Source organism: Pelovirga terrestris, from assembly GCF_014773365.1.
In the GTDB taxonomy this organism is placed as follows: domain Bacteria; phylum Desulfobacterota; class Desulfuromonadia; order Desulfuromonadales; family Geopsychrobacteraceae; genus Pelovirga; species Pelovirga terrestris.
The window spans coordinates 26,300-51,094 of record NZ_JACWUN010000009.1; the positions used below are offsets into that span (position 1 = coordinate 26,300).

Annotated in this window: 21 protein-coding genes; 9 read left to right on the plus strand and 12 right to left on the minus strand. The window is 56.1% G+C overall.

Annotated features, from left to right (window positions below; translation table 11 throughout):
- Positions 1 to 42: 42 nt before the first annotated feature.
- The 7 genes from ICT70_RS08870 to ICT70_RS08900 form a co-directional block, all read right to left on the minus strand.
- Entirely contained in the window at positions 43 to 2,070 is a 2,028-nt protein-coding gene (locus ICT70_RS08870; protein ID WP_191155692.1) for an FAD-dependent oxidoreductase, read from the minus strand.
- Positions 2,071 to 2,301: 231 nt separating this feature from the next.
- Positions 2,302 to 2,727, minus strand: a complete 426-nt coding sequence (locus ICT70_RS08875; RefSeq protein WP_191155694.1) for a hypothetical protein — start codon at positions 2,725 to 2,727, stop codon at positions 2,302 to 2,304.
- 32 nt (positions 2,728 to 2,759) lie between these two features.
- Entirely contained in the window at positions 2,760 to 3,425 is a 666-nt protein-coding gene (gene rpe / locus ICT70_RS08880; RefSeq protein WP_191155696.1) for a ribulose-phosphate 3-epimerase, read from the minus strand.
- Between the two features lie 18 nt (positions 3,426 to 3,443).
- The gene (rsmB, locus tag ICT70_RS08885) at positions 3,444 to 4,802 is read right to left on the minus strand and encodes a 16S rRNA (cytosine(967)-C(5))-methyltransferase RsmB (protein WP_191155698.1); all 1,359 of its coding nucleotides are present in this window, start codon (positions 4,800 to 4,802) and stop codon (positions 3,444 to 3,446) included.
- An 8-nt stretch (positions 4,803 to 4,810) separates the two neighbouring features.
- Positions 4,811 to 5,785 (minus strand): methionyl-tRNA formyltransferase, encoded by a 975-nt coding sequence (gene fmt, locus ICT70_RS08890; protein WP_191155700.1) that lies wholly within the window; start codon positions 5,783 to 5,785, stop codon positions 4,811 to 4,813.
- Positions 5,775 to 6,299, minus strand: a complete 525-nt coding sequence (def, locus tag ICT70_RS08895) for a peptide deformylase (RefSeq protein WP_191155702.1) — start codon at positions 6,297 to 6,299, stop codon at positions 5,775 to 5,777. Before def ends, fmt begins: the two co-directional genes overlap by 11 nt.
- Positions 6,300 to 6,531: 232 nt before the next feature.
- On the minus strand, positions 6,532 to 7,719 hold the full coding sequence (locus tag ICT70_RS08900) for a pyridoxal-phosphate-dependent aminotransferase family protein (protein ID WP_191155704.1): 1,188 nt from the start codon (positions 7,717 to 7,719) through the stop codon (positions 6,532 to 6,534).
- Positions 7,720 to 8,318: 599 nt separating this feature from the next.
- Here ICT70_RS08900 and ICT70_RS08905 point away from each other — a divergent pair.
- From ICT70_RS08905 to gcvPB, 6 genes are all read left to right on the plus strand, one after another.
- Positions 8,319 to 10,223 carry an aldolase/citrate lyase/malate synthase family protein gene (locus ICT70_RS08905; RefSeq protein WP_191155706.1) on the plus strand — a complete coding sequence of 635 codons (1,905 nt, stop codon included), beginning with the start codon at positions 8,319 to 8,321 and terminating at the stop codon, positions 10,221 to 10,223.
- A 24-nt stretch (positions 10,224 to 10,247) separates the two neighbouring features.
- Positions 10,248 to 12,497, plus strand: a complete 2,250-nt coding sequence (aceA, locus tag ICT70_RS08910; protein WP_191155709.1) for an isocitrate lyase ICL2 — start codon at positions 10,248 to 10,250, stop codon at positions 12,495 to 12,497.
- 281 nt (positions 12,498 to 12,778) lie between these two features.
- Complete coding sequence (gene gcvT / locus ICT70_RS08915; protein ID WP_191155711.1) at positions 12,779 to 13,864, plus strand: glycine cleavage system aminomethyltransferase GcvT; 1,086 nt, start codon at positions 12,779 to 12,781, stop codon at positions 13,862 to 13,864.
- A gap of 58 nt (positions 13,865 to 13,922) precedes the next feature.
- Positions 13,923 to 14,306, plus strand: coding sequence for a glycine cleavage system protein GcvH (gene gcvH, locus ICT70_RS08920; protein WP_191155713.1), 384 nt, complete (start codon positions 13,923 to 13,925; stop codon positions 14,304 to 14,306).
- A gap of 58 nt (positions 14,307 to 14,364) precedes the next feature.
- Positions 14,365 to 15,714 carry an aminomethyl-transferring glycine dehydrogenase subunit GcvPA gene (gcvPA, locus tag ICT70_RS08925; protein ID WP_191155715.1) on the plus strand — a complete coding sequence of 450 codons (1,350 nt, stop codon included), beginning with the start codon at positions 14,365 to 14,367 and terminating at the stop codon, positions 15,712 to 15,714.
- A complete protein-coding gene (gcvPB, locus tag ICT70_RS08930; protein ID WP_191155717.1) occupies positions 15,711 to 17,168 on the plus strand; it encodes an aminomethyl-transferring glycine dehydrogenase subunit GcvPB in 1,458 nt (485 codons plus the stop codon). Before gcvPA ends, gcvPB begins: the two co-directional genes overlap by 4 nt.
- 60 nt (positions 17,169 to 17,228) lie before the next feature.
- Here the strand turns inward: gcvPB and ICT70_RS08935 are convergent, their stop codons facing one another.
- Complete coding sequence (locus ICT70_RS08935; RefSeq protein WP_191155719.1) at positions 17,229 to 17,465, minus strand: hypothetical protein; 237 nt, start codon at positions 17,463 to 17,465, stop codon at positions 17,229 to 17,231.
- A gap of 106 nt (positions 17,466 to 17,571) precedes the next feature.
- Positions 17,572 to 18,192: an arylesterase gene (locus ICT70_RS08940; RefSeq protein ID WP_191155721.1), complete on the minus strand. Its 621-nt coding sequence runs from the start codon at positions 18,190 to 18,192 to the stop codon at positions 17,572 to 17,574.
- On the opposite strand from ICT70_RS08940, the gene ICT70_RS08945 reads away from it, so the two are divergent.
- The 3 genes from ICT70_RS08945 (at position 18,191) to ICT70_RS08955 (ending at position 22,800) form a co-directional block, all read left to right on the plus strand.
- Positions 18,191 to 18,880 (plus strand): ABC transporter ATP-binding protein, encoded by a 690-nt coding sequence (locus tag ICT70_RS08945; RefSeq protein WP_191155723.1) that lies wholly within the window; start codon positions 18,191 to 18,193, stop codon positions 18,878 to 18,880. The two genes, ICT70_RS08940 and ICT70_RS08945, sit on opposite strands and share 2 nt — an antisense overlap.
- Positions 18,877 to 21,399 carry an ABC transporter permease gene (locus tag ICT70_RS08950; protein WP_191155725.1) on the plus strand — a complete coding sequence of 841 codons (2,523 nt, stop codon included), beginning with the start codon at positions 18,877 to 18,879 and terminating at the stop codon, positions 21,397 to 21,399. The genes ICT70_RS08945 and ICT70_RS08950 overlap by 4 nt, the downstream gene beginning before the upstream one ends.
- A 114-nt stretch (positions 21,400 to 21,513) precedes the next feature.
- Positions 21,514 to 22,800 carry a DUF945 family protein gene (locus tag ICT70_RS08955; protein WP_191155727.1) on the plus strand — a complete coding sequence of 429 codons (1,287 nt, stop codon included), beginning with the start codon at positions 21,514 to 21,516 and terminating at the stop codon, positions 22,798 to 22,800.
- A 9-nt stretch (positions 22,801 to 22,809) separates the two neighbouring features.
- Here the strand turns inward: ICT70_RS08955 and ICT70_RS08960 are convergent, their stop codons facing one another.
- The 3 genes from ICT70_RS08960 to ICT70_RS08970 form a co-directional block, all read right to left on the minus strand.
- A complete protein-coding gene (locus ICT70_RS08960) occupies positions 22,810 to 23,535 on the minus strand; it encodes a hypothetical protein (RefSeq protein WP_191155729.1) in 726 nt (241 codons plus the stop codon).
- A gap of 99 nt (positions 23,536 to 23,634) precedes the next feature.
- The gene (locus ICT70_RS08965; protein WP_191155731.1) at positions 23,635 to 24,387 is read right to left on the minus strand and encodes an SDR family oxidoreductase; all 753 of its coding nucleotides are present in this window, start codon (positions 24,385 to 24,387) and stop codon (positions 23,635 to 23,637) included.
- Complete coding sequence (locus ICT70_RS08970; RefSeq protein WP_191155733.1) at positions 24,341 to 24,718, minus strand: lipopolysaccharide assembly protein LapA domain-containing protein; 378 nt, start codon at positions 24,716 to 24,718, stop codon at positions 24,341 to 24,343. Before ICT70_RS08970 ends, ICT70_RS08965 begins: the two co-directional genes overlap by 47 nt.
- Positions 24,719 to 24,795: the final 77 nt, after the last annotated feature.

A 24,795-nucleotide genomic window follows, 5' to 3' on the forward strand; every position in this document is an offset into this window, starting at 1 on the left:
GGGCGTCATTACAGACACCGCCACACCCAGCCATTGTGTTTTTTATTGAATGGCAATCATCGAGACCCGGTAGCAGCGCAGGCAGCGCTCAGCTTCCTGTACCGCCACAGTGTCTGTGTAGCCGAGTTCAACCTCGTTGTAGTTTCCTTTCGCCGCCCGCTCGCGGCCATGAACTTCGGCCTGATGAAAACGATCGACAGCATCGAGCCAGGGAACCTCTTCGTTTTTATCGTAAACGCCCAGATTTGACAGGATATCCTCGTGGAAATCCTCATCGGTCAGATAGGCCTCCCCTTCTTCGAGCCAGCGTTGAATCACCCTGGCAACGCGGTGGGCATTGCCGACACAGGCGACAACGGTCAAAGGACCGATCTCTGCATCACCAGAGGCAAAGACGCCGGCCATATCGGTGACCAGAATCCGTGACAGGGGATTGCCCATGGCATCGTTCAAATCGCGACCTTCAGCATTTTTAAGGGGCACATACTTGGTCACCACGGTGTTCCACTTGGTGATGGCAATGCCGGTGTCCTCGGTGATAAAGGAGAGCTCGGGATCCTGACCGATGGCCGGGATCAGGGTGTCGCACTCAACAACAAACTCACTGCCTTCAACCGGTTGCGGCCGGCGGCGACCGGAGTCGTCCGGTTCTCCGAGTTCCATGCGCACACATTCAACCCCGATGACCTTGCGCTGATCGTTAACAATAATCTTTTTCGGCAGGATCAGAAACTCAAACTGCACCCCTTCCTCTTCGGCACCGTCGATTTCCCAGGAATCAGCAGGCATCTCCTTGCGCGTCCGGCGATAAAGCAGAATGGCATCTTCGGCACCCTCGCGCAGAGCAACCCGTACGCAATCAATGGCGGTATTACCACCACCGACGACACAGACCTTCTTCCCCATACCGGTCGGTCGGCCCATGTAGGCGTCACGCAGAAATTCGATACCGCCGGCCAGAAAACCCTGATAGCCGTCTTTTTCCCCTTCAACACCCATCGGTTTTGATTTATGCGCACCGGGGGCGAGCAATACGGCGTCGAATTTTTCCTTGAGTTGCGTCAAACTGATATCGCGGCCGACATGGGTATCGTAGATAATTTCTACCCCCAGGGAGCAGATAATATCGATATCGCGCTGGAGGACATGGCGCGGCATGCGGTACGCCGGTATGCCGACGGCGATCATGCCACCGCCGAACCCTTCGGGCAGGGATTCATAGATGGTGCAGGGATAGCCTTCCATTACCAGATAATAGGCAGCAGCAAGACCGGCCGGACCGGCACCGACAATGGCAACTTTTTTACTTTTACGCGGCTTGGGCTGCATCGGTGGTTGGTGATGATGCTTCCATTCATAATCAGAAGCCGTGCGCTTGAGCACCATGATACTGATCGGATTATCCACATTGGCACGGCGGCAGGCCGTTTCGCAGGGGTGGGGACAGACCCTCCCACAAACTGCCGGCAGGGGCATGCTTTCACGAATCACCTCAAGGGCTTCGCCAAACTGGCGATTCTTGATGGCTTCAATGTAGGCAGGGATGTCGATGTGAGCCGGACATTTGTCCTGGCAGGGAGCCGTCAGTTTGACCTTGTAATCAACCGCCGCTGCTTTGGGCGGCGTACCTTTGATGTAGGCGAGGTACTCATCGCGGAAGTGCTTGACCGTATCTACGATGGGAACGGCTGAACTCGGGCACAGGGTACATTTGCAGTTTTGCAAGATTTCAGCAATCTGCTCGATGGTGTCCAGATCGCTCTGGTGCCCTTTACCGGAGACGATCCGCGCCATGGTGTCCTGCATCACGCGGGTGCCTTTTTTACCGGGTGAGCACTTGGCACAACAGAAATCTTCCTGAACCCGGCGGGCGTATTCTGCCGCCATGGCAACCACATCGACATTAGGGTTATTGAGAATCAGGCCATCCCAGCCCATAAAGGCAGCAATTTCTTTCTGGCCATCAAAGGTTACCGGAAGTTTTTTTTGGGCGACCGGCACTTCGGCATCACCGCCCTGGCGATTATCAACAACCTGTCTCCCCCAGCTGGAAAATGCAACTTTCGACAAACCGGCCTCCTTTGACCTGCTTCGACCTCCCACAAAAAAGGAAGGCCGAGAATCCCGTAAATAGGGAGAAAAGCCAGATTTTCTGGCAATTTTTAACGCTCTGGATCGTATACAGTATGCAGGTAGATAACACAAACCGGGGTTTTAAATCAAGCCAATTTTCCCGGAAAAAGAGCGGGAAACCAGCACAAAGACAAACGAAAACAGATTGTTGGGATTAGCACTGACGGCCTACCGGTTCCATGGCAAAAGCGGTGGCGGGTTGCTGATTAGCCACACCGCTTCAGTAGCAAAACGACCCGGCTGTTTCTGCCACTGCTGTACCCAGGTCCAACGCTCAATCCGGCTGGAGGGAAGACGATAATAGTCAAGCAGATAAACAACCTCGGCCGCACCATCACGTGCGCCCGGTTGGATATTCTGGATCTGACTGTCCACCACGAACAGGTCGGGATCTTCCCTGAATTGCTCCAGGAACGCTGAACGCTGCTCGGTCTCAACAAATTTGGCGGCCCCGTACCAGTCCTTCCAGCGCATGGATTCAGTGAAACGCTCAGCGATCTGTGGCAGGTTGGCCGTCTCGCCGCCCGTCAGTGCCGCGCAACCGGACAACAACAAACAAACGCTAGCGAATAACAACAGAGAAAAACGGCGCATGAGGCTCTCCCTTTATTTTTGAGCAAATTGAATCAACCCTCAGTCGCCCGTGCGTTAGCGCGCAATTGATGAATGGTTGCGGCGTAATCGTCGGCCCCAAAAACCGCGCTGCCGGCCACGAAGACATCAGCACCGGCGGCAGCGATGCGCTGAATATTGTCGATCTTGACCCCGCCATCAACCTCCAGCTCAATCGCTTTGCCCAGCTGATCGATGCGCTGGCGCAGTTGCGCAATCTTCGGCAGACAGCTTTCGATAAACGACTGGCCACCAAAACCGGGATTGACCGTCATTAGCAGCACCAGGTCAAGGTCCGGCAGAATCATATCGAGGGTCGTCAGGGACGTCGCCGGATTGAGGGAGACGCCCGCTTTTTTGCCAAGCGAACGAATCAGCTCGATGGTACGATGCAGGTGGGTCGTTGCTTCGACGTGCACGACAATCAGGTCCGCACCGGCACTGGCAAAGTCACCGACAAAGCGATCCGGATGTTCGATCATCAGATGGACATCGAGGGGCAAATCGGTGACGCGGCGCACGGCATCGACCACCAACGGGCCGATGGTGATGTTGGGGACAAAGTGACCGTCCATAACATCGATGTGAACGTAATCGGCTCCTGCCTCTTCAATGGCGCGGATTTCGTCACCAAGGCGGGAAAAGTCGGCGGACAGGATCGAGGGGGCAATTTTCATCATGCTGATATCCTTACTATTTTATGCTCTGCGCCGTAGGCGTGCGGCGAAAAAAGCGTCCATTCCTTCGTGACAGTGTGGATAAGTACGCAGGGTTCCAGCTGGGGCAAACACAGACGCCCAATGCGCCGGCAACTGTGCGGGCAACGGATCCAGGGTAAAGTTTGGGTGTTCAGCGATAAAACTATCGATCACATCATTCGACTCGATGTGACTGAAACTGCAGACCGAATAGAGCAACAGACCACCAGGTCGCACCAGTGTCGCCGTTTGTGCAAGCAGGCGCTGCTGTAACGCGGCCAGTTGGCGCAGATCGGCAGCCGTCTTGTTCCAACGCCCTTCCGGGTTACGTCGCAGCACGCCAATACCACTGCAGGGGGCATCAAGCAGCACCCGATCAAAGCTTTCAGGGATGAGAAAATCGGCCGCTAACGTCATGTCCCAGACGTGGGCGCTGATACGGTTGCAGCCTAAGCGGCGCGCTCCCTGCTCAATCAGCTCGACCCGTTGTGGTGACTTATCGACAGCGACGATCTCGGCCTGATTCGCCGTCAGTGCTGCCAGATGGGTGGTTTTGCCACCGGGCGCAGCACAGGCGTCGAGAATACGCTGGCCGGGCTGGGCATCAAGCAGATGCGCTATCAGCATACTGGCTTCATCCTGAACCTGGTAGAGACCTTCTTCGTCCCCCTGCAAGCGCTGTTCGCCCCGCCGCTCCAACACAACCCCTTCCGGGGCAAAGGTGCACCGACGCGCCTCGTGACCGGCGGCGCAAAGGAGATCGAGAAAACTGTCACGGTCGGTTTTAAGGGTGTTGACGCGGACGCTCTGGCGCGCCGGCTGGGCCAGCGCCTCGCCGAGGGCTCGCGCCTGCTGGTTAGGGAGCAGACGCATCACTTCTTTCGCCAGCCAGGTCGGCAGGCTGCAGACCCGCTCCAGATAGGGGCGTATCTGCTGCGGCTGCGGCCAGGGAATCTCGTCGCGCCCGCGGTCAAGGGCGCGCAGCACGCCATTGAGGATGCCGGTGAGACTGGCCAGTCCAAGCTTGCGCGCCAGCTCGACGGTGGCATCGACTGCCGCGTGGGCCGGCACCCGGTCCATCTCCAACAATTGATAAGCGCCGAGGCGCAGCAACCACTGGACCTCGCTCTGCAAACGCGGCAAGGGTTGATTACAAAAACATCCGAGGGCAAAGTCGATGCGCCCGCGCAAGCGCAATACGCCATACACCAGTTCGGTGACAAAGCGGCGATCGCGTTGGTCAAGGGCAGAGCGCTTCAATTCACTGTCGAGGGCCAGGTCGGAGTAAGCACCATCGGCCACGCGCAGCAGCACAATGTAAGCGACATAACGGGCATCCTGTTGGGAAGGGCGTATCAAGGGAATGGTTATCCTTCGGGGTTAATCGGGGTGGCAGGGGTGGACTTCAGTCGCGTGCCGACCGGCAACGGATAGCCGCTGAGGAACTCACGCGCGGTCAGACGTTTTTTGCCCGGCAACTGTAGTTCACCGATGATCAGTGTGCCCTGTCCACAGGCAACACGGATTCCTGTAGCATCGGCACGCAACACCTCCCCCGGTGCGCCCGAGCCCTCTTCATTTGTACCGGTGCGGGCGATTTTGAGCGCCTGACCGTTCAGATAGCTATAGGCACCAGGCCAGGGGTCAAGGCCGCGCACCTGATTGTGAATCTGCTGGGCGCTGCGACTCCAGTCAATCAGGCCATCCTCCTTGCTCATCATTGGCGCATAGCTACTTAAGGCCGCATCCTGCTCTTGCGGGGTCAGTTGACCTGCGCAAATCAGTTGCAGGGTTGCTGTCATCGCCTCCCGTCCGAGCAGGGCGAGGCGGTCATGGATCTCCCCGGCAGTTTCATCAGGGCCAATGGGCGTACTGCGCTTGACCAGCATGGCACCGGTATCGAGCCCCACATCCATCAGCATGGTGGTCACCCCGGTCTCACTTTCACCGTCAACAATCGCCTTGTTGATCGGCGCTGCACCACGGTACTTAGGCAGCAGCGAGGCGTGAACATTGATGCACTGAAAGCGCGGAATCTCCAGTACCGATTTGGGCAGGATCTGACCATAAGCCACCACCACGATCAGGTCGGGGGCCAGCCGGCGCAATTGCTCCACCGCTTCAGGCTTGCGCAGACGCTCCGGCTGAAATACCGGCAACTGGTGGGCAAGGGCAAGTTCCTTGACCGGTGACGCCGCCAGTTTCTTGCCACGCCCTTTTGGGCGATCAGGTTGGGTATAAACCCCGACCAGGTTGACGCCGGCATCGATCAGTCCCTGCAACGTCGGCAGGGCAAACTCCGGGGTTCCCATAAAAACGGTACGAATCTGCTCAGGCTTCATGTTCTGCTTCCCGCTCCTGGAGCATCTTCAGATATTTTTTCTTGAAGATCGAGCGCTTCAGTGGTGACAGGCGATCGACAAAAAGGATACCGTCCAAATGATCAATTTCGTGTTGAATCCCAACCGCCAGCAGTCCATCAGCATGACGCTCATGAACCTGTCCGGTCGGGTCCTGGTAACGCAGGGTCACCTCCTGATGACGCTTGACCGCTGTACAGAAACCGGGTATCGACAGACACCCCTCTTCTTCGTAAGACTCTCCCTGGGCGGCAATAATTTCCGGATTGGCGGCAACAACCAGATCGGCCGGTTGGTCGGAGCCTGAGCAGTCCAGCACAATCAGGCGCAGCAGTTCACCAACCTGGGGCGCCGCCAGCCCGACACCGGGCGCGTCGTACATGGTCTCGACCATGTCCTGCGCCAACTGTTGCAGCTGCTGATCAAAAACCGTTACCGGCGCTGATTTTTTCTTCAGCAGGGGTTCGGGATAATGGAGTATCTCGCGAATTGCCATTCTCTTTATGCCTCCATCCGGCATCAATGCCGGAAGTTGTAAATTTATCTGCCGCGCATTGCAACTAGCCATTGTTCTTGCATAACTTCTAATTCTAGAGACATGTGCCGGCGGGGTCAACAGTAATGGTAGCGGGACCTAAGGGAGAGCGATTGAGGCATTAAATAAGGCCCCGGGCGACAGAAGCATTCTCTGTCGCCCGGGCGATGAAACTGTTTTGCTGCTCAAAACCTCAGCCGCTGGCTGCATAGTAATCCATCGCCGCCTTGACCCCTGCTCCCTGGTTAATTTCAGCCCCCATATAACCGAGAACCGCATCCATTGCTCCCAGACAGTAGAGAACATTTTTCTGATTGCAGCCATGCCCCATCAACCCGATCCGCCAGACCTTGCCGGCCAGGACGCCCAAGCCGGCGCCGATTTCAAGTTGATACTCTTGCAACAACCGGGACCGGACTGCCGCATCATCTGCGCCGGCAGGAATGACTACCGCGTTCAATTGTGGCAGTTGTTCATTTTCCGAAACCAGAAAATCCAGCCCCATGGCCGCAAAGCCGACACGTAACGCCTGATGGTGGTACTGGTGCCGCTGCCAGGCGTTTTCAATCCCCTCTTCGCGCAGAATCAGTAAGGCTTCGTGCAGACTGTAAAGGGCGTTGACCGGCGCCGTGTGATGATAGGCACGTTTTACTCCTTGTCCCCAGTAACCCATCACCAGGTTGAGATCGAGAAACCAGCTCTGTACCGGCTGCTTGCGGCTGGTGATTTTTTCCTGCGCGGCGGCACTGAAACTGACCGGCGAAAGACCGGGAACGCAGGAAAGACACTTTTGCGACCCGGAGTAAACCGCATCAATGCCCCACTCATCAACCCGTACCGGAACCCCACCCAGGGCCGTTACTGTATCAACGATGGTCAAACAGCCGAATTGACGGGCCAGGGCAGTCAGGGCCCGCGCATCGGAAAGCACCCCGGTAGAGGTTTCAGCCTGGACGAAGGCAACAATTCCGGCATCAGGATTGGCTTTGAGGGCGGCCTCAAGCTTGTTGGCATCAACCGCTGTTCCCCATTCATCATCTACCGCGATAACCGTCCCGCCGGCGCGCACGACGTTCTCTTTCATCCTGCCGCCAAACACCCCGTTCTGACAGACGATCACCTTGTCCCCCGGCTCAACCAGATTGACGAAACAGCACTCCATCCCTGCTGAACCCGGAGCAGAAACCGGCATGGTCAAGGCATTCCCGGTTTTAAAAGCATATTGGATCAGGTGCTTAAGTTCATCCATCAAATCGATGAAACGCGGGTCAAGATGACCAATAGTCGGTCGCGCCAGCGCTTCAAGGACACGCGGGCTGACATCGGATGGGCCGGGACCCATAAGGGTTCGCGAAGGGGGATGGAAGGTCGTGATACTCATATGTTCTCCTCTTTGAAAAAAAACGTATCTGTTCAGCACCGGGCCTTTGGATCCGGTGGCAAGGTTTTTGGCGCCATGGACGGCGTCAAAAAGCGGTCAGGGATGACGAAAAGCGTCCCTTGCCATAGGATTCAAAGGCTCGGTGCAAGGATAGAGCTGAATAGTTACAAAAAAACAATCAATGCATTGCTCATGATGACAGACCCGGTCTGGTGTCATAAGAACGGATGACAGCAGATGACAATCTTCCGGAATCTCGAAGCGGGCACAATTATCCATATTGCTGGAAAAAAGTAAAATCCTGTTACCAATCTAACGCTGCGGAAGATTTCGTCAGACTAAAAACCAAACAAACGACGAAAAACATCACAAAACCCATCATTATGCAAAAGATTACTACTTTCGTGGGCTTTAGCCTGAAACGGCAATTTCACTTTTATTAAAAATTGATAAAAAATAATTTAAAAAAGCGTTCTTTTTTTATCTCAGCACTTGACCTGAAAACACTACATGGTCTTTGTTACCACATAGTTTATCTGTTAGCTACAAATCAAGTCGACTTTTTCTTCGTTTCCCTGGCCTGCAGAAGGAGGAAATTCATGAGTGGAAGCACCCCCGGAACCTTGCAATTACAGATCCGTGATCATCTTGAACAGGACTATGCTGACATCTATACGCCGGAAGCACTGGCGGCCCTGGCCTTCATGGCCCAATTTGATGCCGAACAGAAACGTCTGATGGATGAGCGCACCCGACGCCGCTTGATGCGCATGAAGCAAGGATGGAAAATCGACTTTCTGGATCCACAGTCTGAAATTAAAGGCACTGGCATCCGCGTTCAGGATGCCCGCGATGGTAACTTCGTCGGCGCAGTGATCCCACACGATCTTCAGCGTCAGTGGCTGCAGGGAACCGGGCCGGCGGCCAAACCCGGAGCTCCGGTCAAATCAAGTCTGCGTAATGTCGCCTACGCCCTGCTGTCTGGGGCTGACGGCTGGATGTTTGACGGTGAGGATGCCCTGGGGCAAACGCGCACCCTGTCCCTCGATAACCAGCGCAGTCTCAAACTGGCCATCGCCCGAGACCCGCAATTCCTCGAAGTTGCCGAGTCCGTTGCCCAGGAAATGAACAGCTGGGCCCAGGGGTTTTTTGGCCGCGATATCATCACCGACTGGCGCAAGCAGCTGAATTTTACCACCAAAATATTCAGAGCGCGCGGTCTGCACCTGGATGATCGTCACGTTCGATTGAATGGACAATCCTTCTCCGCTTCCATCGTCGACATGACTCTCTATGTCGTCAATAACCACAAGACGTTGCATGCGGCAGGGTCCTCCATTGTCTTGTACCTACCCAAGATCCAGACGGCCGAAGAAGCCGGATTCTGGAACCGGCTCCTCACCGCCCTTGAAGCCCATCTTGGTCTTGCCGCGGGTACCATCAAAACCTATGTACTGGTAGAACAGCTAGAGGCAACCTTCCAGCTGATGGAAATCCGCGCGGCATTGGGGCGGCATTTTGTCGGCTTCAACACCGGTCGCTGGGACTACATCAACAGTGTCTCCGATGTCAATTGCTGGGATTCTGACTTTATTAACCCGAATATCGAATCCATCGTCATGACTTACGGGTATATGCGCAACTACGAAGACCGGGTGCGCCGTGCCGTCAATACGCCGGACAAAAACGGTAACTATGCCCTCTGGCAGGGGGGGATGGAACCCAACATTCCAGTGGGATCGGAAGCTGGAGTAACCGGCAGCATGACCAAGGCCCGTGCCGGAGCCGTGCGTGAACAGCAGGAAGGGGCCAGCGGCAAGTGGATTGCCCACTGGAAAATGGCCCATATCATCCGACCGGTGTGGGAACAGGTGGGCGAAGCCAACCAGATGGGGCGACCCTTCCCGCGGCTTACCTACACCGCAGAAGATGCCGCCGGACTGACATTGCTGGAGCCGGCACCACGTACCATTCGCGGGGCACGCAACCTGCTGAGCGTCGCCCTGCAATATGGTAACGCCTTCGGTCAGGGACTGCAGGCGGCGGCGCTGAAGCCTGCCGACTTCTTTGGCAACGATGACATTCTCTACCTGATGGAAGATATGGCGACCGGAGAGATTCGTCTGAGCATCCTCTGGGAGTGGATTCACAAGGGCGCAGCACTGACCGAGGATGATGCCGAAACCGGACTGCGGGCCGGTGATGTATTCACCATGGAAATCTTTGAACGCCTCCTGGAAGAAGAGTATGCCAAGCTGCTTGCGGCCGATAATCGTGATGTTTACGACCACTCAAAAACCACCACCCTGCCGATTGCCCGGGCCATTGTCGCAGCCTACGTGCAGGACCCGATCAAGGTTCCCTGGTTTATCGACCTGCTGAATATCAATCTGAACAACATGAATATCGACACCGCCAAAGAGCGGATCGCCCTTTATTTCACTACCTTTAAAGAAGAAGGCAGACGCATCACGGAAAACCTGGATACGTTGCCGACCAATTAATGGAAACTAGCAGAGGAGACCAACATGAGCACATTCAACGATGAAGTAGTCGCAACCAAAGCCTGGTTTGCTTCACCCCGATTCACCGGCATCACCCGACTGTATACCGCTGAACAAATCGTGGAACAGCGCGGGACCATTGCCGTTGAATACACGATTGCCCGCGACGCAGCGGAGGCGTTTTATCCGCGCTTGCGCCAAATGTTCGAAGCCGGCCAATCAATTACAACCTTCGGCCCTTACTCGCCGGGGCAGGCAGTGACCATCAAGCGCATGGGGATTGAGGGTATTTATCTGGGGGGCTGGGCAACCTCCGCCAAAGGCTCCAAGCAGGAAGATCCCGGCCCGGACCTTGCCAGTTATCCCTTAAGTCAGGTTCCCGATGAAGCCGCGCCCCTGGTACGAGCACTGCTGGCAGCAGATCGCAATCAGTATTTTCAACGACTGCGCATGAGCGAAGAAGAGAAAAAACAGATCCCCGAGATCGACTATCGCCCCTTCATCATTGCCGACGCCGACACCGGCCATGGTGGTGATGCCCATGTGCGTAATCTGATCCGCCGCTTTGTTGAAGCTGGCGTTCCCGGCTATCACATTGAAGATCAGAAACCGGGCGTTAAAAAATGTGGCCACCAGGCCGGCAAGGTTCTGGTCCCCGTCGATGAACAGATCAAACGCCTGAATGCCGCCCGCTTCCAGCTGGACCTGATGAAAGTCAGCGGGATTATCGTTGCCCGAACCGATGCGGAAGCCGCGACCTTCCTCGACGGCCGCGGCGATGAACGCGATCACCGCTTCATCCTTGGCGCAACCCAGGTCAATGTCCCCAGCTATAAGGTGGCCTTTCTGGCGGTGATGCGGCAGTTCTTCAACAAAGGCATTCCCGAAATTAACGGCCATCTGATGTACCGGATTTCGGATGCTGCTTATGCCGCAGCGGATGAATGGCTCGACAAGTCTGGTCTATCGAAAGAAATCGACCGACTGATCAATGCCCTGTCATCACGCTCTACCCTGGATATCAATAACACCCTCGACAATGCGGCCAACCGCCTGCTCGATATGTGGCAGATGGACGCCAACATGAAAACCTATGGTGACGCTGTTGCCGATGTCATGGCCTTTCACCTTGATGAGGGAGCCGAACTGCCCATGAGCATCGATGAGTGGCACGCCTTTGTCGAAACCGCTTCGGTTGAGGAGTGTCGTGAAAAGGCCCGGAGCATGGGTTTCAATATCGTCTGGAACTGCGATATCGCCCGCACCCCTGAAGGCTATTATCAGGTCCAGGGGGGTATTCCTTACGCTATCGCCAAGTCCCTGGCGGTTGCCCCCTTCGCCGATATTATCTGGATGGAGACCAAAACCGCCGATTTGCACGATGCGAAAATCTTCGCCGATGCCATCCATGCCGTATATCCTGACAAGATGCTGGCCTATAACCTGTCGCCATCGTTTAACTGGGACAGTACCGGCATGAGTGAAGATGACATGCGCCAATTCCCGGTTGAACTGGGAAAGATGGGCTTTGTCTTCAACTTTATCACCTATGGCGGCCATCAGGTCGACGGCATGGCGGGTGAAGAGTTCGCCCAGGCCCTCAAAGAAGATGGCATGCTGGCTCTGGCCCGTCTGCAGCGCAAGTTACGCCTGGTCAATTCGCCATACAAGACACCGCAAACCTACGTCGGTGGCCCCCGCTCCGACGCGGCCCTGATGGCGGTTACCGGTGGCACCGCCACCACCAAGGCAATGGGTAAAGGATCAACGCAATTCCAACATCTGATCGAAATCGAAGTGCCGACCCGACGTCTCGAAGAATGGCTGAAGGTGTGGACCGACCATTATGGTCTCGCCGTTAATTTGCGCATTGCTTTACGCCCCCATACCGCTGGATCCGAGTTATTGGAACTGAAAGTGATCTCAAAAGAGGAGATCGCAGCAAATATTGTCTTTGCTGTTCTTCAGGATCGTCGTGGACGCAACATGTTGTCTATCCGTGACCAGAACACCTTCCGCTCTGATTTTCGCAAAAAGCGCCTGATGTCCCTGGTCACCCTGTTTCTGATTCATCGCTATAAGGCGGTGTCGGTTCATTACGTCACCCCGACTGAGGACAATCATCGTCTGGCCGAGGGGATGCAGGCCCTTGGACTGTTCAGCGATATCCGTACCGAGGTCGGTGAAATCATCGTCGCCCTGGTCAACGGTGAGCGCATCAAGCAACTGCTTCAGGATCAGACGGAACTGAACAAACTGATTATTAAAGGCTAAAATCAGCACAGTGAGCTTCATTAGACAGAACAATGACAGACATCGGTTCTCCCGAACGTTACAGGGTTGCCGGTGTCTGTCTTTTTTTCTGCACACCTGAGACTGCTGCGCAGCAGGAACACCCATCCTTTTTAATCATCAGCAAAGAAAAGATATACAGATGTTCCGGAGATTTGCTAAAAAGGATGTAACTGTTGAGCATGAGATCGGTGATCCTGCCCCCAGAACTACAGCTGAATAGTTACCATGAGGAATCTGTGGTCGACATCAGGAGGATATGAATGAAAAAAACTCCCTTGAATGCTGTACACCGGCAACTTAAAGCACGGATGGTTGATTTTGGTGGCTGGGACATGCCGGTGCAGTACAGCGGTGTGATCGCCGAACACCAGGCGGTCAGAACCGCAGCAGGGCTATTTGACGTGTCGCACATGGGGGAGATCGAAGTCAGCGGCCGTAGCGCCCAGGAATTTCTTCAGTATGTCACCACCAATGACCTGACCAAACTCACCGACGGACAGGTTCAGTACAGCGCCCTGTGCTATGAGCATGGTGGCGTGGTCGATGATCTGACCCTCTATCGCTTCACTGGCGAACGCTTCATGCTCTGCGTCAACGCCGCCAACATCAGTAACGATCTGGCCTGGCTGCTGTCCCTGACCTCCTCGTACAACGACACTGATCTGATGATAACCGACAGCAGCGACACCTATGGCCTGCTCGCCCTGCAGGGGCCGCAGGCCCAGCCCATTCTGGCACCACTGACCTCCGTCAATCTCGATGAATTGAGCTATTATCATTTCACTGCGGCCACGGTGGCCGGCATCGACCTGCTGATTTCCCGCACCGGCTATACCGGGGAAGACGGCTTTGAGTTGTACTGCCCGGCAGATTCTACCGTCATGCTGTGGCAGGCGCTGATGCAGGCCGGATCTCCCCTGGGTCTGATGCCCTGTGGCCTTGGTGCACGCGACACCTTGCGGCTGGAAAAAGGCTACGCGTTGTACGGTCATGAAATTTCAGCAGAGATATTGCCCCTCGAAGCGCGTCTCGGGTGGATCACCAAGCTTGACAAGGGGGAGTTTGTCGGCCGCGCGGCACTGCACAAAGCCCGTGAACTGGGGATCCCACGTCAACTGATCGGCCTTAAACTGACGGTGCCCGGCGTTCCGCGTCAGGGGTATCCGGTGTTGTGTGACGGCCGCGAGGTTGGATTTGTCACCAGCGGTACCAGTTCGCCGACCTTAAAACAGGGAATCGCACTTGCTCTGGTTGACAGCCAATCAGCAGCCACCGGAAAGTCATGGCAGATTGAAATTCGCCGGAGCGCCAAGGATGCCGAAACGGTTTCACTGCCTTTTGTGTAAAGAGGACAATTATTAAATCACGCTCCCTGGGGGAGCTATCTTAACCAAGGAGGAGATAATGGACTTTCCCGAGGAATTGAAATATACCGAAGAGCATGAATGGATCGCCATTGAAGCGGACATCGCCACTATCGGCATCAGTGATTTTGCCCAGAACCAGTTGGGAGATGTGGTCTTCGTCGAACTACCGGAGGTTGGTGACGAACTTGAGGTCGGCAAACCCTTTGGGGTGGTCGAATCGGTCAAGGCCGTCTCTGATGTCTATTCCCCATTAAGTGGTGAGGTCGTCGAAATCAATGAGGAATTGCCCGATGCTCCGGAAACCCTCAACACCTCGCCCTATGAGGATGGCTGGATGATCAAAATCCGCCTGAGCGATCCGCAAGAGATTGATGATCTGCTGGATGCTTCCGCTTATCAGGAGTTGGTTGCCGACGAATAATATCGCGCATCCTGTCAACCACCACGCAATTCCCGCAGCACTGGCCAAAAGGAGTGTTATGCGCTATTTGCCCCATACCGACGCTGATATCAAGCAGATGCTTGCCACCATTGGTGTCGCCGCTACGGAGGCCCTTTTTTCCGGCATCCCGGCTGACTCTCGCCTGACCCACCCCATGGAGCTGCCGCCGGGACTGGCGGAAAGCGATATCCTCAGGGAATTACGCCGTCTGGCAGCGAAAAACGCCCAGATCGCCGACTGGAGCTCCTTTTTGGGTGGCGGTGCTTACAATCATTTCATTCCGGCAGTGGTCGACCATCTGGTCAGTCGCAGCGAGTTTTACACGGCCTACACCCCGTACCAGCCGGAGATCAGCCAGGGAACCCTGCAGGGGATCTTTGAATTCCAGACCATGATCTGCCAGCTGACCGGCATGGATATGGCCAACGCCTCCATGTATGACGGTGCTTCGGCCTGTGCTGAAGCGGTGCTGCTGGCGGTGCGGGCGGCAAAAAAGCGCAGCCGCGTGCTGCTATCCGCCGCTCTCCACCCCCATTACCGCCAGACCATCGCCACCTACTGCCGCTATCTCGACATTGAGCTGATCACCATCGACACCAGCAACGGCGTGACTGCGCTCGAACAGGTCGAACCACTGCTCGATGAACGGGTCGCCGCTCTGGTGGTCGGTTACCCCAACTATTTCGGCTGTATTGAAGATCTTTCGGCCCTTGCCGCCGCCGCCCACAGCGCCGATGCCCGGCTGATTACCGCTGTTGCCGAACCGTTGGCCCTGGCCCTCTACAAATCTCCCGGTGAACTGGGTGCCGACATTGTGGTCGGTGAGGGGCAGAGCTTTGGACTCCCCTTGTCCTACGGCGGCCCGGGAATCGGATTTTTTGCCGTACGCAACAAGGACATGCGCCTACTCCCCGGACGTCTGGTAGGGGAGACCGTTGATCTCGACGGCAAGCGCAGCTTTGTTTTGACCCTGGCTACCCGCGAGCAACATATCCGCCGTGAAAAGGCGACCTCCAATATCTGCTCCAATCAGGGGATGTGCGCCCTGATGGTCTCTATCTATCTGGCGCTGCACGGCAAGCAGGGGTTGCGCCAGCTGGCTGAAATCAATTATGCCCGCAGCCATTGGCTGCGTGAACAGATCGCGAACCTTGATGGTTTTGCCCTGCCCTTTGACGCGCCGGTGTTCAACGAGTTTGTCGTCTCCTGCCCGGAACCGGTTGCCGCTCTAAAAAAACGCCTGGAACAACAGAAGATCCTTGCCGGCGTGGCCATCGGCCGCGATTATCCCGGCCTGGAGTCCGGCCTGCTGATCTGTACAACGGAACAGAACAGCAGACAACAGATGGAGCAACTGGTAGCAGCCCTGGCCGGAGGTACCCAATGATATCAACCGATTCCCGTGGTCTGATGCTTGACGAGCCCCTGTTGTTCGAGCAGTCCCAGCCGGGACGCATTGGCTACAGTCTGCCTGATGCTGATGTGCCGCCGGCCTTGCCCGACATCGAACTGCTGCGCGATGAGATCACTGACTTTCCCGAACTGTCGGAAGTTGATGTCATCCGCCATTACACGCGTCTTTCAACCTGGAACTACGGCGTCGACAGCGGCTTCTATCCATTAGGCAGCTGCACCATGAAGTACAACCCCAAGGTTAACGAGGTGGCGGCGCGCCTGCCCGGCTTCGCCGAGATTCACCCGCAGACGCCGGAGGCTCTCAATCAAGGGGCGTTGGAGCTGATGTATCGGCTGGAACGAGCGTTGGCAGAAGTTTCCGGCTTTCCCGCCATCTGCCTGCAGCCTGCGGCTGGAGCGCAGGGAGAACTGGCCGGCATGCTGATGATCCGCGCCTGGCATGAGGCGCGCGGCAACCAGCGCACCAAGGTCATTATTCCCGATACTGCCCACGGCACCAACCCGGCCACCTCGGCCCTTTGTGGCTACGAAGTGGTGCCGGTAACTTCCACCGGCATCCTTAGCCTCGACGCTGTCGCCGCCGTCATGTCCGACGAGGTTGCCGCCCTGATGATCACCAACCCCAATACCCTGGGGCTGTTTGAAGCTAACATCCGGGCCATTTGTGAGCTGGTTCATGAACAGGGGGGGTTGGTCTATTGTGACGGGGCCAACCTCAACGCCCTGATGGGAATCAGCCGCCCCGGTGATCTGGGGATCGATGTCATGCACTTCAACCTGCACAAAACCTTCTCCACCCCCCATGGTGGCGGTGGACCCGGCGCCGGCCCGGTTGGTATTGCCGAGAAACTGATCCCGTTTTTGCCGCTACCGGTGATTACGAAGGAAGGGGACAGCTACCATTTTGACTATCAACGCCCGCAGTCGATTGGGCGGGTCAAGTCATTCTACGGTCATTTCGGGATTCTGGTGCGCGCCTACAGCTATATTCTGGCCATGGGTGGTGAGGGATTGAAAAAGGCCACGGAGTTGGCGGTACTGAACGCCAACTATATCCGCGCTCGACTCGAAGGGGCGTACGCCCTGCCCTATAAAGAGCGCTCACTGCATGAGGTGGTATTTTCCGAAGAGAAGTTGGGGGGTGGCTGCCATACCCTCGACGTCGCCAAGCGCCTGATCGACTACGGCTTTCATCCGCCGACCATTTATTTCCCTCTGGTGGTCGCCGGGGCGTTGATGATCGAACCGACGGAAACCGAAAGCAAGCAGATGATTGATGATTTCTGTGACGCGATGCTCGCCATTGCCGCCGAAGCCAGGCAGGATCCGGACACACTCAAACAGGCGCCGACCCGCGCCCGCCGGCGACGCCTCGACGAAGCCACCGCTGCCCGCAAACCAAAACTACGCTGGCGATCCGAGTAAAAACGATGCGGGCAGGAAGCGGCGACGGATGTGCTCTTCCTGCCCGTCACTGTCACCACATCAGTTGTGTTTTGACGCGCCCTCAACAACCATCTCCGCCTGCTTGGCCTTGATCTGCTCTTCGAGTTGCTGCAGGGCGTTGGCCAGGCCGTTGACAAAACTCGGCGCCGTCGCCACCGGAACGATCAAGGTTGCCACCTCGACCGGCTCATTGTCGGGCCCATTCTGCGCCAGTTTGACCCGCAGGTTGCCGTTGGACAGGGATACGCTGGTAAAGCCGTCGGTAAAAATATGCATGGAAAGTCTCCTGGGTAATCGTCATTATAATGGTGGTAAATAATCAGCACCTGAAAATTGACAGTCATGCCGACCTCTGTCAACTGAAACCTACAATCTGGACGAATCAGAGCGACGACAGTTCTTCCACCACCAGCGGCAAGATCCCCTCCACCATCACCTGCACTCCTGCTACATTGGGATGAATTCCGTCAGCGAGATTAAGTTCGGGCTTGCCGGCCACCCCTTCCAGAAAAAAAGGGTAGAGGGGCACGTCGAATTCCTGCGCCAATTCCGGATAGATTTTATCAAAACTGTTATAATAATTTTCGCCCATGTTGCGCGGGGCGAGCATCCCGGCCAATAACACCCTGATCTGTCGCTCTTGCAGGCGGGTGATGATAGCGGCGAGGTTGGTTCGGGTTTGATCGGGACTCAAGCCGCGCAAGGCGTCGTTGGCTCCCAGGGCGAGGATGACCAGATCGGGATTATCGGCCAGACTCCATTCGAGACGGGCAGCGCCACCGGCACTGGTGTCGCCGGAGATACCGGCATTGATAACGCGCACCTGATGACCTTGTGAGCCCAGTGCCGTTTCCAGTTGCGCCGGGAAGGCTTCGCTTTCGGCCAGGCCATAACCGGCGGTAAGGCTGTCACCCAGCACCAGGATTGTCATGGGCGCAGCAGCCGCCAGGGTAAAGGGTACGGATAACGATAACAGCAATAACCAGCTAACAGGAGTTTTCATGCCTGATCCTATCATTGAAATAAACGATCTTCATTTAAGTCTAGTTGGTGGTGCCGGGCCGGTCAAGATCCTGCGTGGTATCGACCTGCGCGTGGCGAGCGGAGAAACCGTCAGTGTTGTTGGCCCGTCCGGGGCCGGAAAAACCACGTTGCTGATGGCCCTGGCCGGGCTGGAACCAGCCACCAGCGGCACCATCAGGGTCGCCGGCACGACCCTCAATGGCCTTGACGAAGATGCCCTGGCGCGCTTTCGCCGTGCTCATGTTGGCATTGTTTTTCAATCCTTTCATCTGATCCCGACCATGACGGCGCTGGAGAACGTCGCATTGCCACTGGAATTTTCCGGTGACGATACGGCGCTGGAGCGTGCAGCGGCAGCATTGACAGCCACCGGACTGGCCCAGCGCAGCGGCCATTTTCCCGGGGAACTGTCGGGCGGTGAGCAACAGCGTGTCGCTCTGGCGCGCGCCTTTGTTACCGAACCGGCGCTGATTCTTGCTGATGAGCCGACCGGCAACCTCGACCAGGATACGGGTCTGATGGTGATGGACCTGCTCTTTTCTTTGCAGCAGGAAAAAGGGACATCCCTGCTACTGATCACCCATGATACGACCCTGGCTCAACGCTGCCAACGCACCATTCGCATTGCCGACGGTCGGCTTGTCCCAGATGGAGTCAACCCCTCATGATGGATTTGCTGACGCAATCACTACGGCTGATGCGGCGGGAACTGCGTCACGGCTTGCGTGGCTTCGGGGTCTTTGCCACCTGCCTGTTCCTCGGGGTGTTTGCTGTCGCCGCCATCGGCAATTTCAGTGCCGCCGCTCGATCGGGCCTGCTCGATGATGCCGGTGCCCTGTTAGGCGGAGACCTCGAGCTGCGCCTCGCTCATCGCCCGGCCGATCATGAACAACTTGAATTTTTGCAACAGAACGCAGTTGTTTCCAGCACCCTGCAACTGCGCACCATGGCTCTGGCAGTTGGGTCAGAACAGCGACGGCTGGTTGAACTCAAGGCTGTCGATGATCTCTATCCCCTCTATGGCCGGCTCCTTATCGATCCCCAGCAACCCCTTGATCAGGCCCTTGCCGAACGCAATGACCTGCCCGGTGCCCTGGTTGAATCGTCTTTCCTTGATCGCCTTAACCTGGCTGTCGGCGACCTCATTCAGCTCGGTTCAACCCAATTTCAGATCCGCGGCCGGCTGATCAACGAACCAGATCGCAGCTTTGGTGCCTTTACCCTCGGTCCGAGAGTCATGATTGACCAGGCCCGACTCATGTCAACCGGGTTGGTGCAACCGGGCAGCCTGGTTGATTATAACTATCGTTTAAAACTTGCCGACCGGGAACTGGTAGACGACTTCCGCCGTGAACTGGAGGCCCGCTTTCCCGACGCCGGCTGGCGCATCCGTACCTGGCGCCAGGCGACCCCACGCATCAGTGATTTTCTCGATCGCATGGAAACCAACCTGACGCTGCTGGGGCTCTGTGCCCTGTTGCTCGGCGGGCTCGGGGTGACCGGCGCGGTGCGCGGCTACCTTGGCGGCAAGATCAGCCACATTGCCACGATGAAGTCCCTGGGGGCTTCACGGAAGCTGATTTTTACCACCTATCTGCTTCAGATTCTCTTTCTCGGCGCTATCGCCACCCTTGCCGGGCTGATCTGCGGCGCTGCTATTCCCTGGCTGCTCAGCAGTCTATTGGGCAGTAACCTGCCTTTCCCCCTGACGGTGGCGATTTTCCCCAGGGTGTGGGTCATTGTTGCCATTTTTGGCCTGCTGACGGCACTGCTGTTTTCCCTTAAGGAGCTGGGGACGGCCTGTCGCATCCCACCGGCCCTGTTGTTTCGCGGCTACGTTGAAACGCGTAAAAAAACCAGCGGCACCGGGGTGCGGGTTGCCATGACCATCACCGCTGCCCTGCTCATCGCCGTTGCCCTGTTCAGTAGCGCCGATCAGCGCCTGGCCTGGTGGTTTATCAGCGGTGCTGCCGGGTGTTTTGTGTTGTTTCATCTGCTCGCTGCACTGGTCATCAAACTGATGCGAATGGTTCCCCGACCGTCTCAGCCGCTGCTGCGACTGGCCCTGACCAGTCTGAAAAGTCCCGGTTCACCGGCGAGCAATATCATTTTTTCTCTGGGGATTGGCCTGACCGTACTGGTGTTGATTGTCCAGATTCAGGGAAACCTCAACAGTCTGGTGACCACCACCTTGCCGGAAAAGGCTCCGACCTTCTTCTTTTTTGACCTGCAACCACAACAGATTGAGTCGTTCAACGCAATGCTCTTTGAGCAATCGCAGGATATCACCTTTGAAGCGTCGCCGACCCTGCGTGGCCGCATAACCGCCATTGCCGGGGTCCCGATAACAGAACGAACCATTGATCCGTCAGTGCGCTGGGCGATTCGTGGTGACCGCTTCTTCAGCTATGCTGCCGCCATGCCCGCCGGTACCCGGATCACCGCCGGCGACTGGTGGCCGGACGATTATCAGGGACCACCGCTGCTCTCCATCACCAGCGATCTCGCCGCAGGGTTCGGCGTCGGCATTGGCGACACTATCAGCGTCAGCATTCTCGGACGCACCATCACGGCGGAAATTGCCAATCTGCGCAGCGTTGACTGGTCAACATTGGAACTCAATTTCGCCCTGATCTTCGCGCCAGGCACCCTCGAACAGGCACCCCACAGCTTTCTCGCGGCGGCCCATCTGCCGGAAGAACTGGAAGAACAGCTGTATCGCCAGATTACCAGCGCCTTCCCCAACGTATCAGCGGTTTCGGTACGCGAAATCCTCGCCAATGTCGCGCGTAACCTTGAGCATATTGGCTGGGCTTTCAAAGGGATGGCGGCAATTACCCTGCTGACCGGTTTTCTGGTGCTGATTGGTGCCATCTCTGCCGATCAGCACCGCCGCATCCGTGATGCTGTCATTTACAAGGTCTGCGGATCAACCCGCCTGGATATTCTGCGCGTCTTTGCCACCGAATTTCTAATCCTCGGCCTGATCACCGGTGGCGTCAGCCTGTTCATCGGCACCCTGGCGGCTTTTGCCGTGCTGGAGGGACCCCTGAACAGCGATTTTCAGTTACAGGGAATGGCGGTTCTGTTAACCCTGTTGACGGGAATTGCCCTGACCATGATCCTGGGGTTGCTCGGCACCTGGAAGGCTCTGGGGCAAAAAGCCTCCAGCTATCTACACCGCTGATTCAACAATGGATTCTGCGCCCGTCTCGGTGTCATCCTGCGTGAAGTCGCAGGCTCCAGATTATCGGCTGGTCGTGACGGTCTCGATCTTTTTCTGAACCTTAAGGATTCACTCATGTGGAAAAAACTGCTGACCCCGACCCTGGTCATCACCCTTGTTACCCTCTTCTCCCTGACCTGGTATGGCAGCATCAAGGCGGAAGAATATTTTGCCCTGTGGGTGGAGCGGTCCAACCACTATGCTCCGCTTAACACCACCAACGAACTGGTCAGCTATGAGCGGCGATTTTTTACCGCTGAAGCAATTACCACAGTTAATATCAGCGATCTGGGTCGTTACGATCTTCACCATCTGATCCGCCACTATGCCTGGGGCGTCACCATGATCACCACGCCGCTGGCAGACTCCGCTACCTCCTCATTGCTTGAGGGACTACGGATTGTCACCGATGTCGGTCCCACCGGGTCAGCACGCAGCAGGTTGTCGCTGCCCCGACTGGCAGTTGAAACTGCTGACGGCACGACGATCACTATCGACCGTATTGGCGGTGAGGGGCACGTCAACGCCGCCGCCACGCAAGGATCCTGGGATGTCAGCCTGGAGCAGATCCAGATCGTTTTGGATAGGGATAATCAGCTTGTCGTTGCCGGCATCAACAATGCCGGCGAGATGGACAATCTCGACCAATTCCCCCTTGGCCAAAGTCGTACCCGCATCAACAGTCTGGCACTACAAAGCGTTGATGGGCCCCCTTTCATTATCAATGGACTGCATATTGATTGGGCCAATCACATAGGGCCGGAGCCGTTCTACCTAGCCCTTTCTGACATCTCATTTGCCGGTCTGCAGACGGGGGGGAGCGCGTTTACGGATGGTCGTCTGGTGTTTAAATTACTGGACCTCGATACCCGGGTGATTGAGGCTTTAATGACAGCAAGAAACAGTTTCCGCCAGCATATCCGTTCCGCCAATGATAGTAATGACTCTTTTATCGATGATGCTATCCTGCCGGTTTACCACGCCTTGTTACAATCAGGGGCAACCCTGGAGCTGGAGAACCTTTCCCTGGCGACTACCGGTGGACAGCTTTCAGGTGTGGGGCGCGCCACCTTGAAGCCGGGAACAACACAGACCGCTCCCGGCGCTTTGCTTGAGCAGATCGATTCGGAGCTGCAACTCGACTTCGACGTGGTCATCCTTGCCCGCCTGGGTCAGCTGGCCGAGCAGATCCAGGGTAAAACGACGAATATCAGCGTTAAAGAGGAAGAACTGCGGATGATCTTCGGTGGGTTGGCGCAACTCGGTTTTTTAAGTCGGCTGGAAGGGGAACGTTTTCGTTTGCGGGTTGCGTATGATCAAGGCGAGATTAAACTCAACGATCAACCGTTCCGGTTATTTTAAGAAAGACGCTCAGATCGACAGGCTGATCTGCTTGTCGGTGTAGAGGGCGAATACTCCGGGAGTACGTTCAAAAAGGATGGCGCGGCGATTTTCCTCATCCATTTCACCGACGGCGACCATCATGCGCAGATCAACGATGAGGGAAGAATCGTACTGGGCTTTGACCTGCGGATGAAACTCCACCTGTAGATGTCTGGTGGCACAACGAAAGGATCCATCACGGGCAATGGCATCGACCAGATGCGGACCTTCCTGTCCCGCCAACAACTCAAGATGAAGATAGCGGAGCTGCACCACCGCCAAATCCCTGCTGAAATAGGGAAGAACATTGTGTTCGGCCTCGAGAGGTGGGCCAAATCCAACATCGGGAGTGGCCATCAAGGCGCGAATTTGGGCAGCCAGGTGATTAAGCCCCTCAATCGTCACCTGATGGGTCTGCAGCAGGTCAAACAGCTCTCTGTCGGCATGGGCAATGCCGACATTACCCAGCTCCTTCAGTAGCTCCGGATAGGCAATCCGCTCAAGTTGACCTGTTTCTTTCAGGCGATCAATCAACTGACGCATGGCGACAAAGCGCCGACGCGGTTGTCCATCTTTTTTCTCCCGCGCCTGGTCCTGACCCCGCGACTTCTCATCGTGGGGTTGCTGCGCATCGATACGCGGGTAGGGCTGTACCGGTTCCACTTCACGGTAGAGCATATACCCTTTAGTGTCGGTAACACGTAGGTCGGCCATCGCTTTCCATCTTGCGCGGGTTACATCGTTGCGACTTCCTGCTGAACAATCGAAAAAAACACCGTTCCATTTACCTGTCGACAGCGTCCGACCAGACCTTTAGCACTTTTTTTCTTGGCGATGTACCGCCAGGGCATTCCAGCTCTGCTGCACCGGCATCAGTTCGATCGCATTAATGTTGACATGTGCTGGTCGGTTCACCACCCAGTACACTGTTTCAGCGATATCTTCGGGGCGCAATGGTGTCATGCCACGATACACCTGGGCAGCCTTGTCGGCATCCCCCTTGAAGCGTACTTGAGAGAACTCGCTTTCAGCCATCCCGGGGGCAATATAGGTAACCCGTACCGCAGTACCATGCAGATCAGCGCGCAGATTACGGCTGAACTGTTCGACAAAGGCCTTGGTACCGCCGTAAACATTGCCGCCGGGGTAGGGCCAACTGCCGGCGGTAGAGCCGATATTGACAACATGCCCGCTGTTGCGCTTGACCATATTCGGCAATAATACTCTGGTGCAGTAGGTCAGTCCCTTGATGTTGGTATCAATCATCGTGTCCCAGTCGTTGATATCCACCTCCCAGGCCGGTTCCAGACCCAGAGCCAGCCCGGCATTATTGAGCAACACATCGACCGCCGGCAAATCGGCGAGCTGGCGAAAGACGGCCTCACGGTCACGCACATCGAGGGTCACAGTAGCGCTGACTGCGGCGCCGAGTTCCTGCTGTAACACCTGCAAGCGCTCGGAACGACGACCGGTAAGAATCAGTTGCCAGCCGTGACGAGCAAAAAGACGGGCGCAAGCGCTACCGAACCCTGCTGTCGCTCCAGTTATCAGTATTGTTTGACTCATGATCTTCTCCTGCGGTAAGGGGTGTTTCCTGCTGCTGTGGTTTGATCTGTGAATCCTGGTCGTTATCACCGGCAGCGTCAGTTTTAGCAGCTGCCTGCTGGTGCTGCGCTGCTTCTTTAGCGGCCTTTTTCTTTTTATTGTAAGACTGACGCCGTAATACCAGCAACATTCCCAATAACACGCCGACACCAAGAACCGCCATCAGCAGCAAGGAAAAAGACAACCCATATTCCCAATTAAAAAAACGCACCGTAACCGGAACACTGTTCTGATAAACAAACGCCATCATCACAGCCAGTAAAACGGCAAATACAAATAATTTGAATTTCATTAATTGGCTCCTGTCATCTGCGAACCGTGTGCCGGGGATCGGTGGATAAACTCGTCAGCTGCTAGATGGTTACGACG

Bases quoted from the DNA above. Each gene is read 5' to 3' on its own strand.
- ICT70_RS08875 (WP_191155694.1), bottom strand. From the start codon at position 2,727: ATGCGCCGTTTTTCTCTGTTGTTATTCGCTAGCGTTTGTTTGTTGTTG.
- rpe (WP_191155696.1), bottom strand. From the start codon at position 3,425: ATGATGAAAATTGCCCCCTCGATCCTGTCCGCCGACTTTTCCCGCCTT.
- fmt (WP_191155700.1), bottom strand. From the start codon at position 5,785: ATGAAGCCTGAGCAGATTCGTACCGTTTTTATGGGAACCCCGGAGTTT.
- def (WP_191155702.1), bottom strand. From the start codon at position 6,299: ATGGCAATTCGCGAGATACTCCATTATCCCGAACCCCTGCTGAAGAAA.
- ICT70_RS08900 (WP_191155704.1), bottom strand. From the start codon at position 7,719: ATGAGTATCACGACCTTCCATCCCCCTTCGCGAACCCTTATGGGTCCC.
- ICT70_RS08905 (WP_191155706.1), top strand. From the start codon at position 8,319: ATGAGTGGAAGCACCCCCGGAACCTTGCAATTACAGATCCGTGATCAT.
- aceA (WP_191155709.1), top strand. From the start codon at position 10,248: ATGAGCACATTCAACGATGAAGTAGTCGCAACCAAAGCCTGGTTTGCT.
- gcvT (WP_191155711.1), top strand. From the start codon at position 12,779: ATGAAAAAAACTCCCTTGAATGCTGTACACCGGCAACTTAAAGCACGG.
- gcvH (WP_191155713.1), top strand. From the start codon at position 13,923: ATGGACTTTCCCGAGGAATTGAAATATACCGAAGAGCATGAATGGATC.
- gcvPA (WP_191155715.1), top strand. From the start codon at position 14,365: ATGCGCTATTTGCCCCATACCGACGCTGATATCAAGCAGATGCTTGCC.
- gcvPB (WP_191155717.1), top strand. From the start codon at position 15,711: ATGATATCAACCGATTCCCGTGGTCTGATGCTTGACGAGCCCCTGTTG.
- ICT70_RS08935 (WP_191155719.1), bottom strand. From the start codon at position 17,465: ATGCATATTTTTACCGACGGCTTTACCAGCGTATCCCTGTCCAACGGC.
- ICT70_RS08945 (WP_191155723.1), top strand. From the start codon at position 18,191: ATGCCTGATCCTATCATTGAAATAAACGATCTTCATTTAAGTCTAGTT.
- ICT70_RS08940 (WP_191155721.1), bottom strand. From the start codon at position 18,192: ATGAAAACTCCTGTTAGCTGGTTATTGCTGTTATCGTTATCCGTACCC.
- ICT70_RS08950 (WP_191155725.1), top strand. From the start codon at position 18,877: ATGATGGATTTGCTGACGCAATCACTACGGCTGATGCGGCGGGAACTG.
- ICT70_RS08955 (WP_191155727.1), top strand. From the start codon at position 21,514: ATGTGGAAAAAACTGCTGACCCCGACCCTGGTCATCACCCTTGTTACC.
- ICT70_RS08960 (WP_191155729.1), bottom strand. From the start codon at position 23,535: ATGGCCGACCTACGTGTTACCGACACTAAAGGGTATATGCTCTACCGT.
- ICT70_RS08965 (WP_191155731.1), bottom strand. From the start codon at position 24,387: ATGAGTCAAACAATACTGATAACTGGAGCGACAGCAGGGTTCGGTAGC.
- ICT70_RS08970 (WP_191155733.1), bottom strand. From the start codon at position 24,718: ATGAAATTCAAATTATTTGTATTTGCCGTTTTACTGGCTGTGATGATG.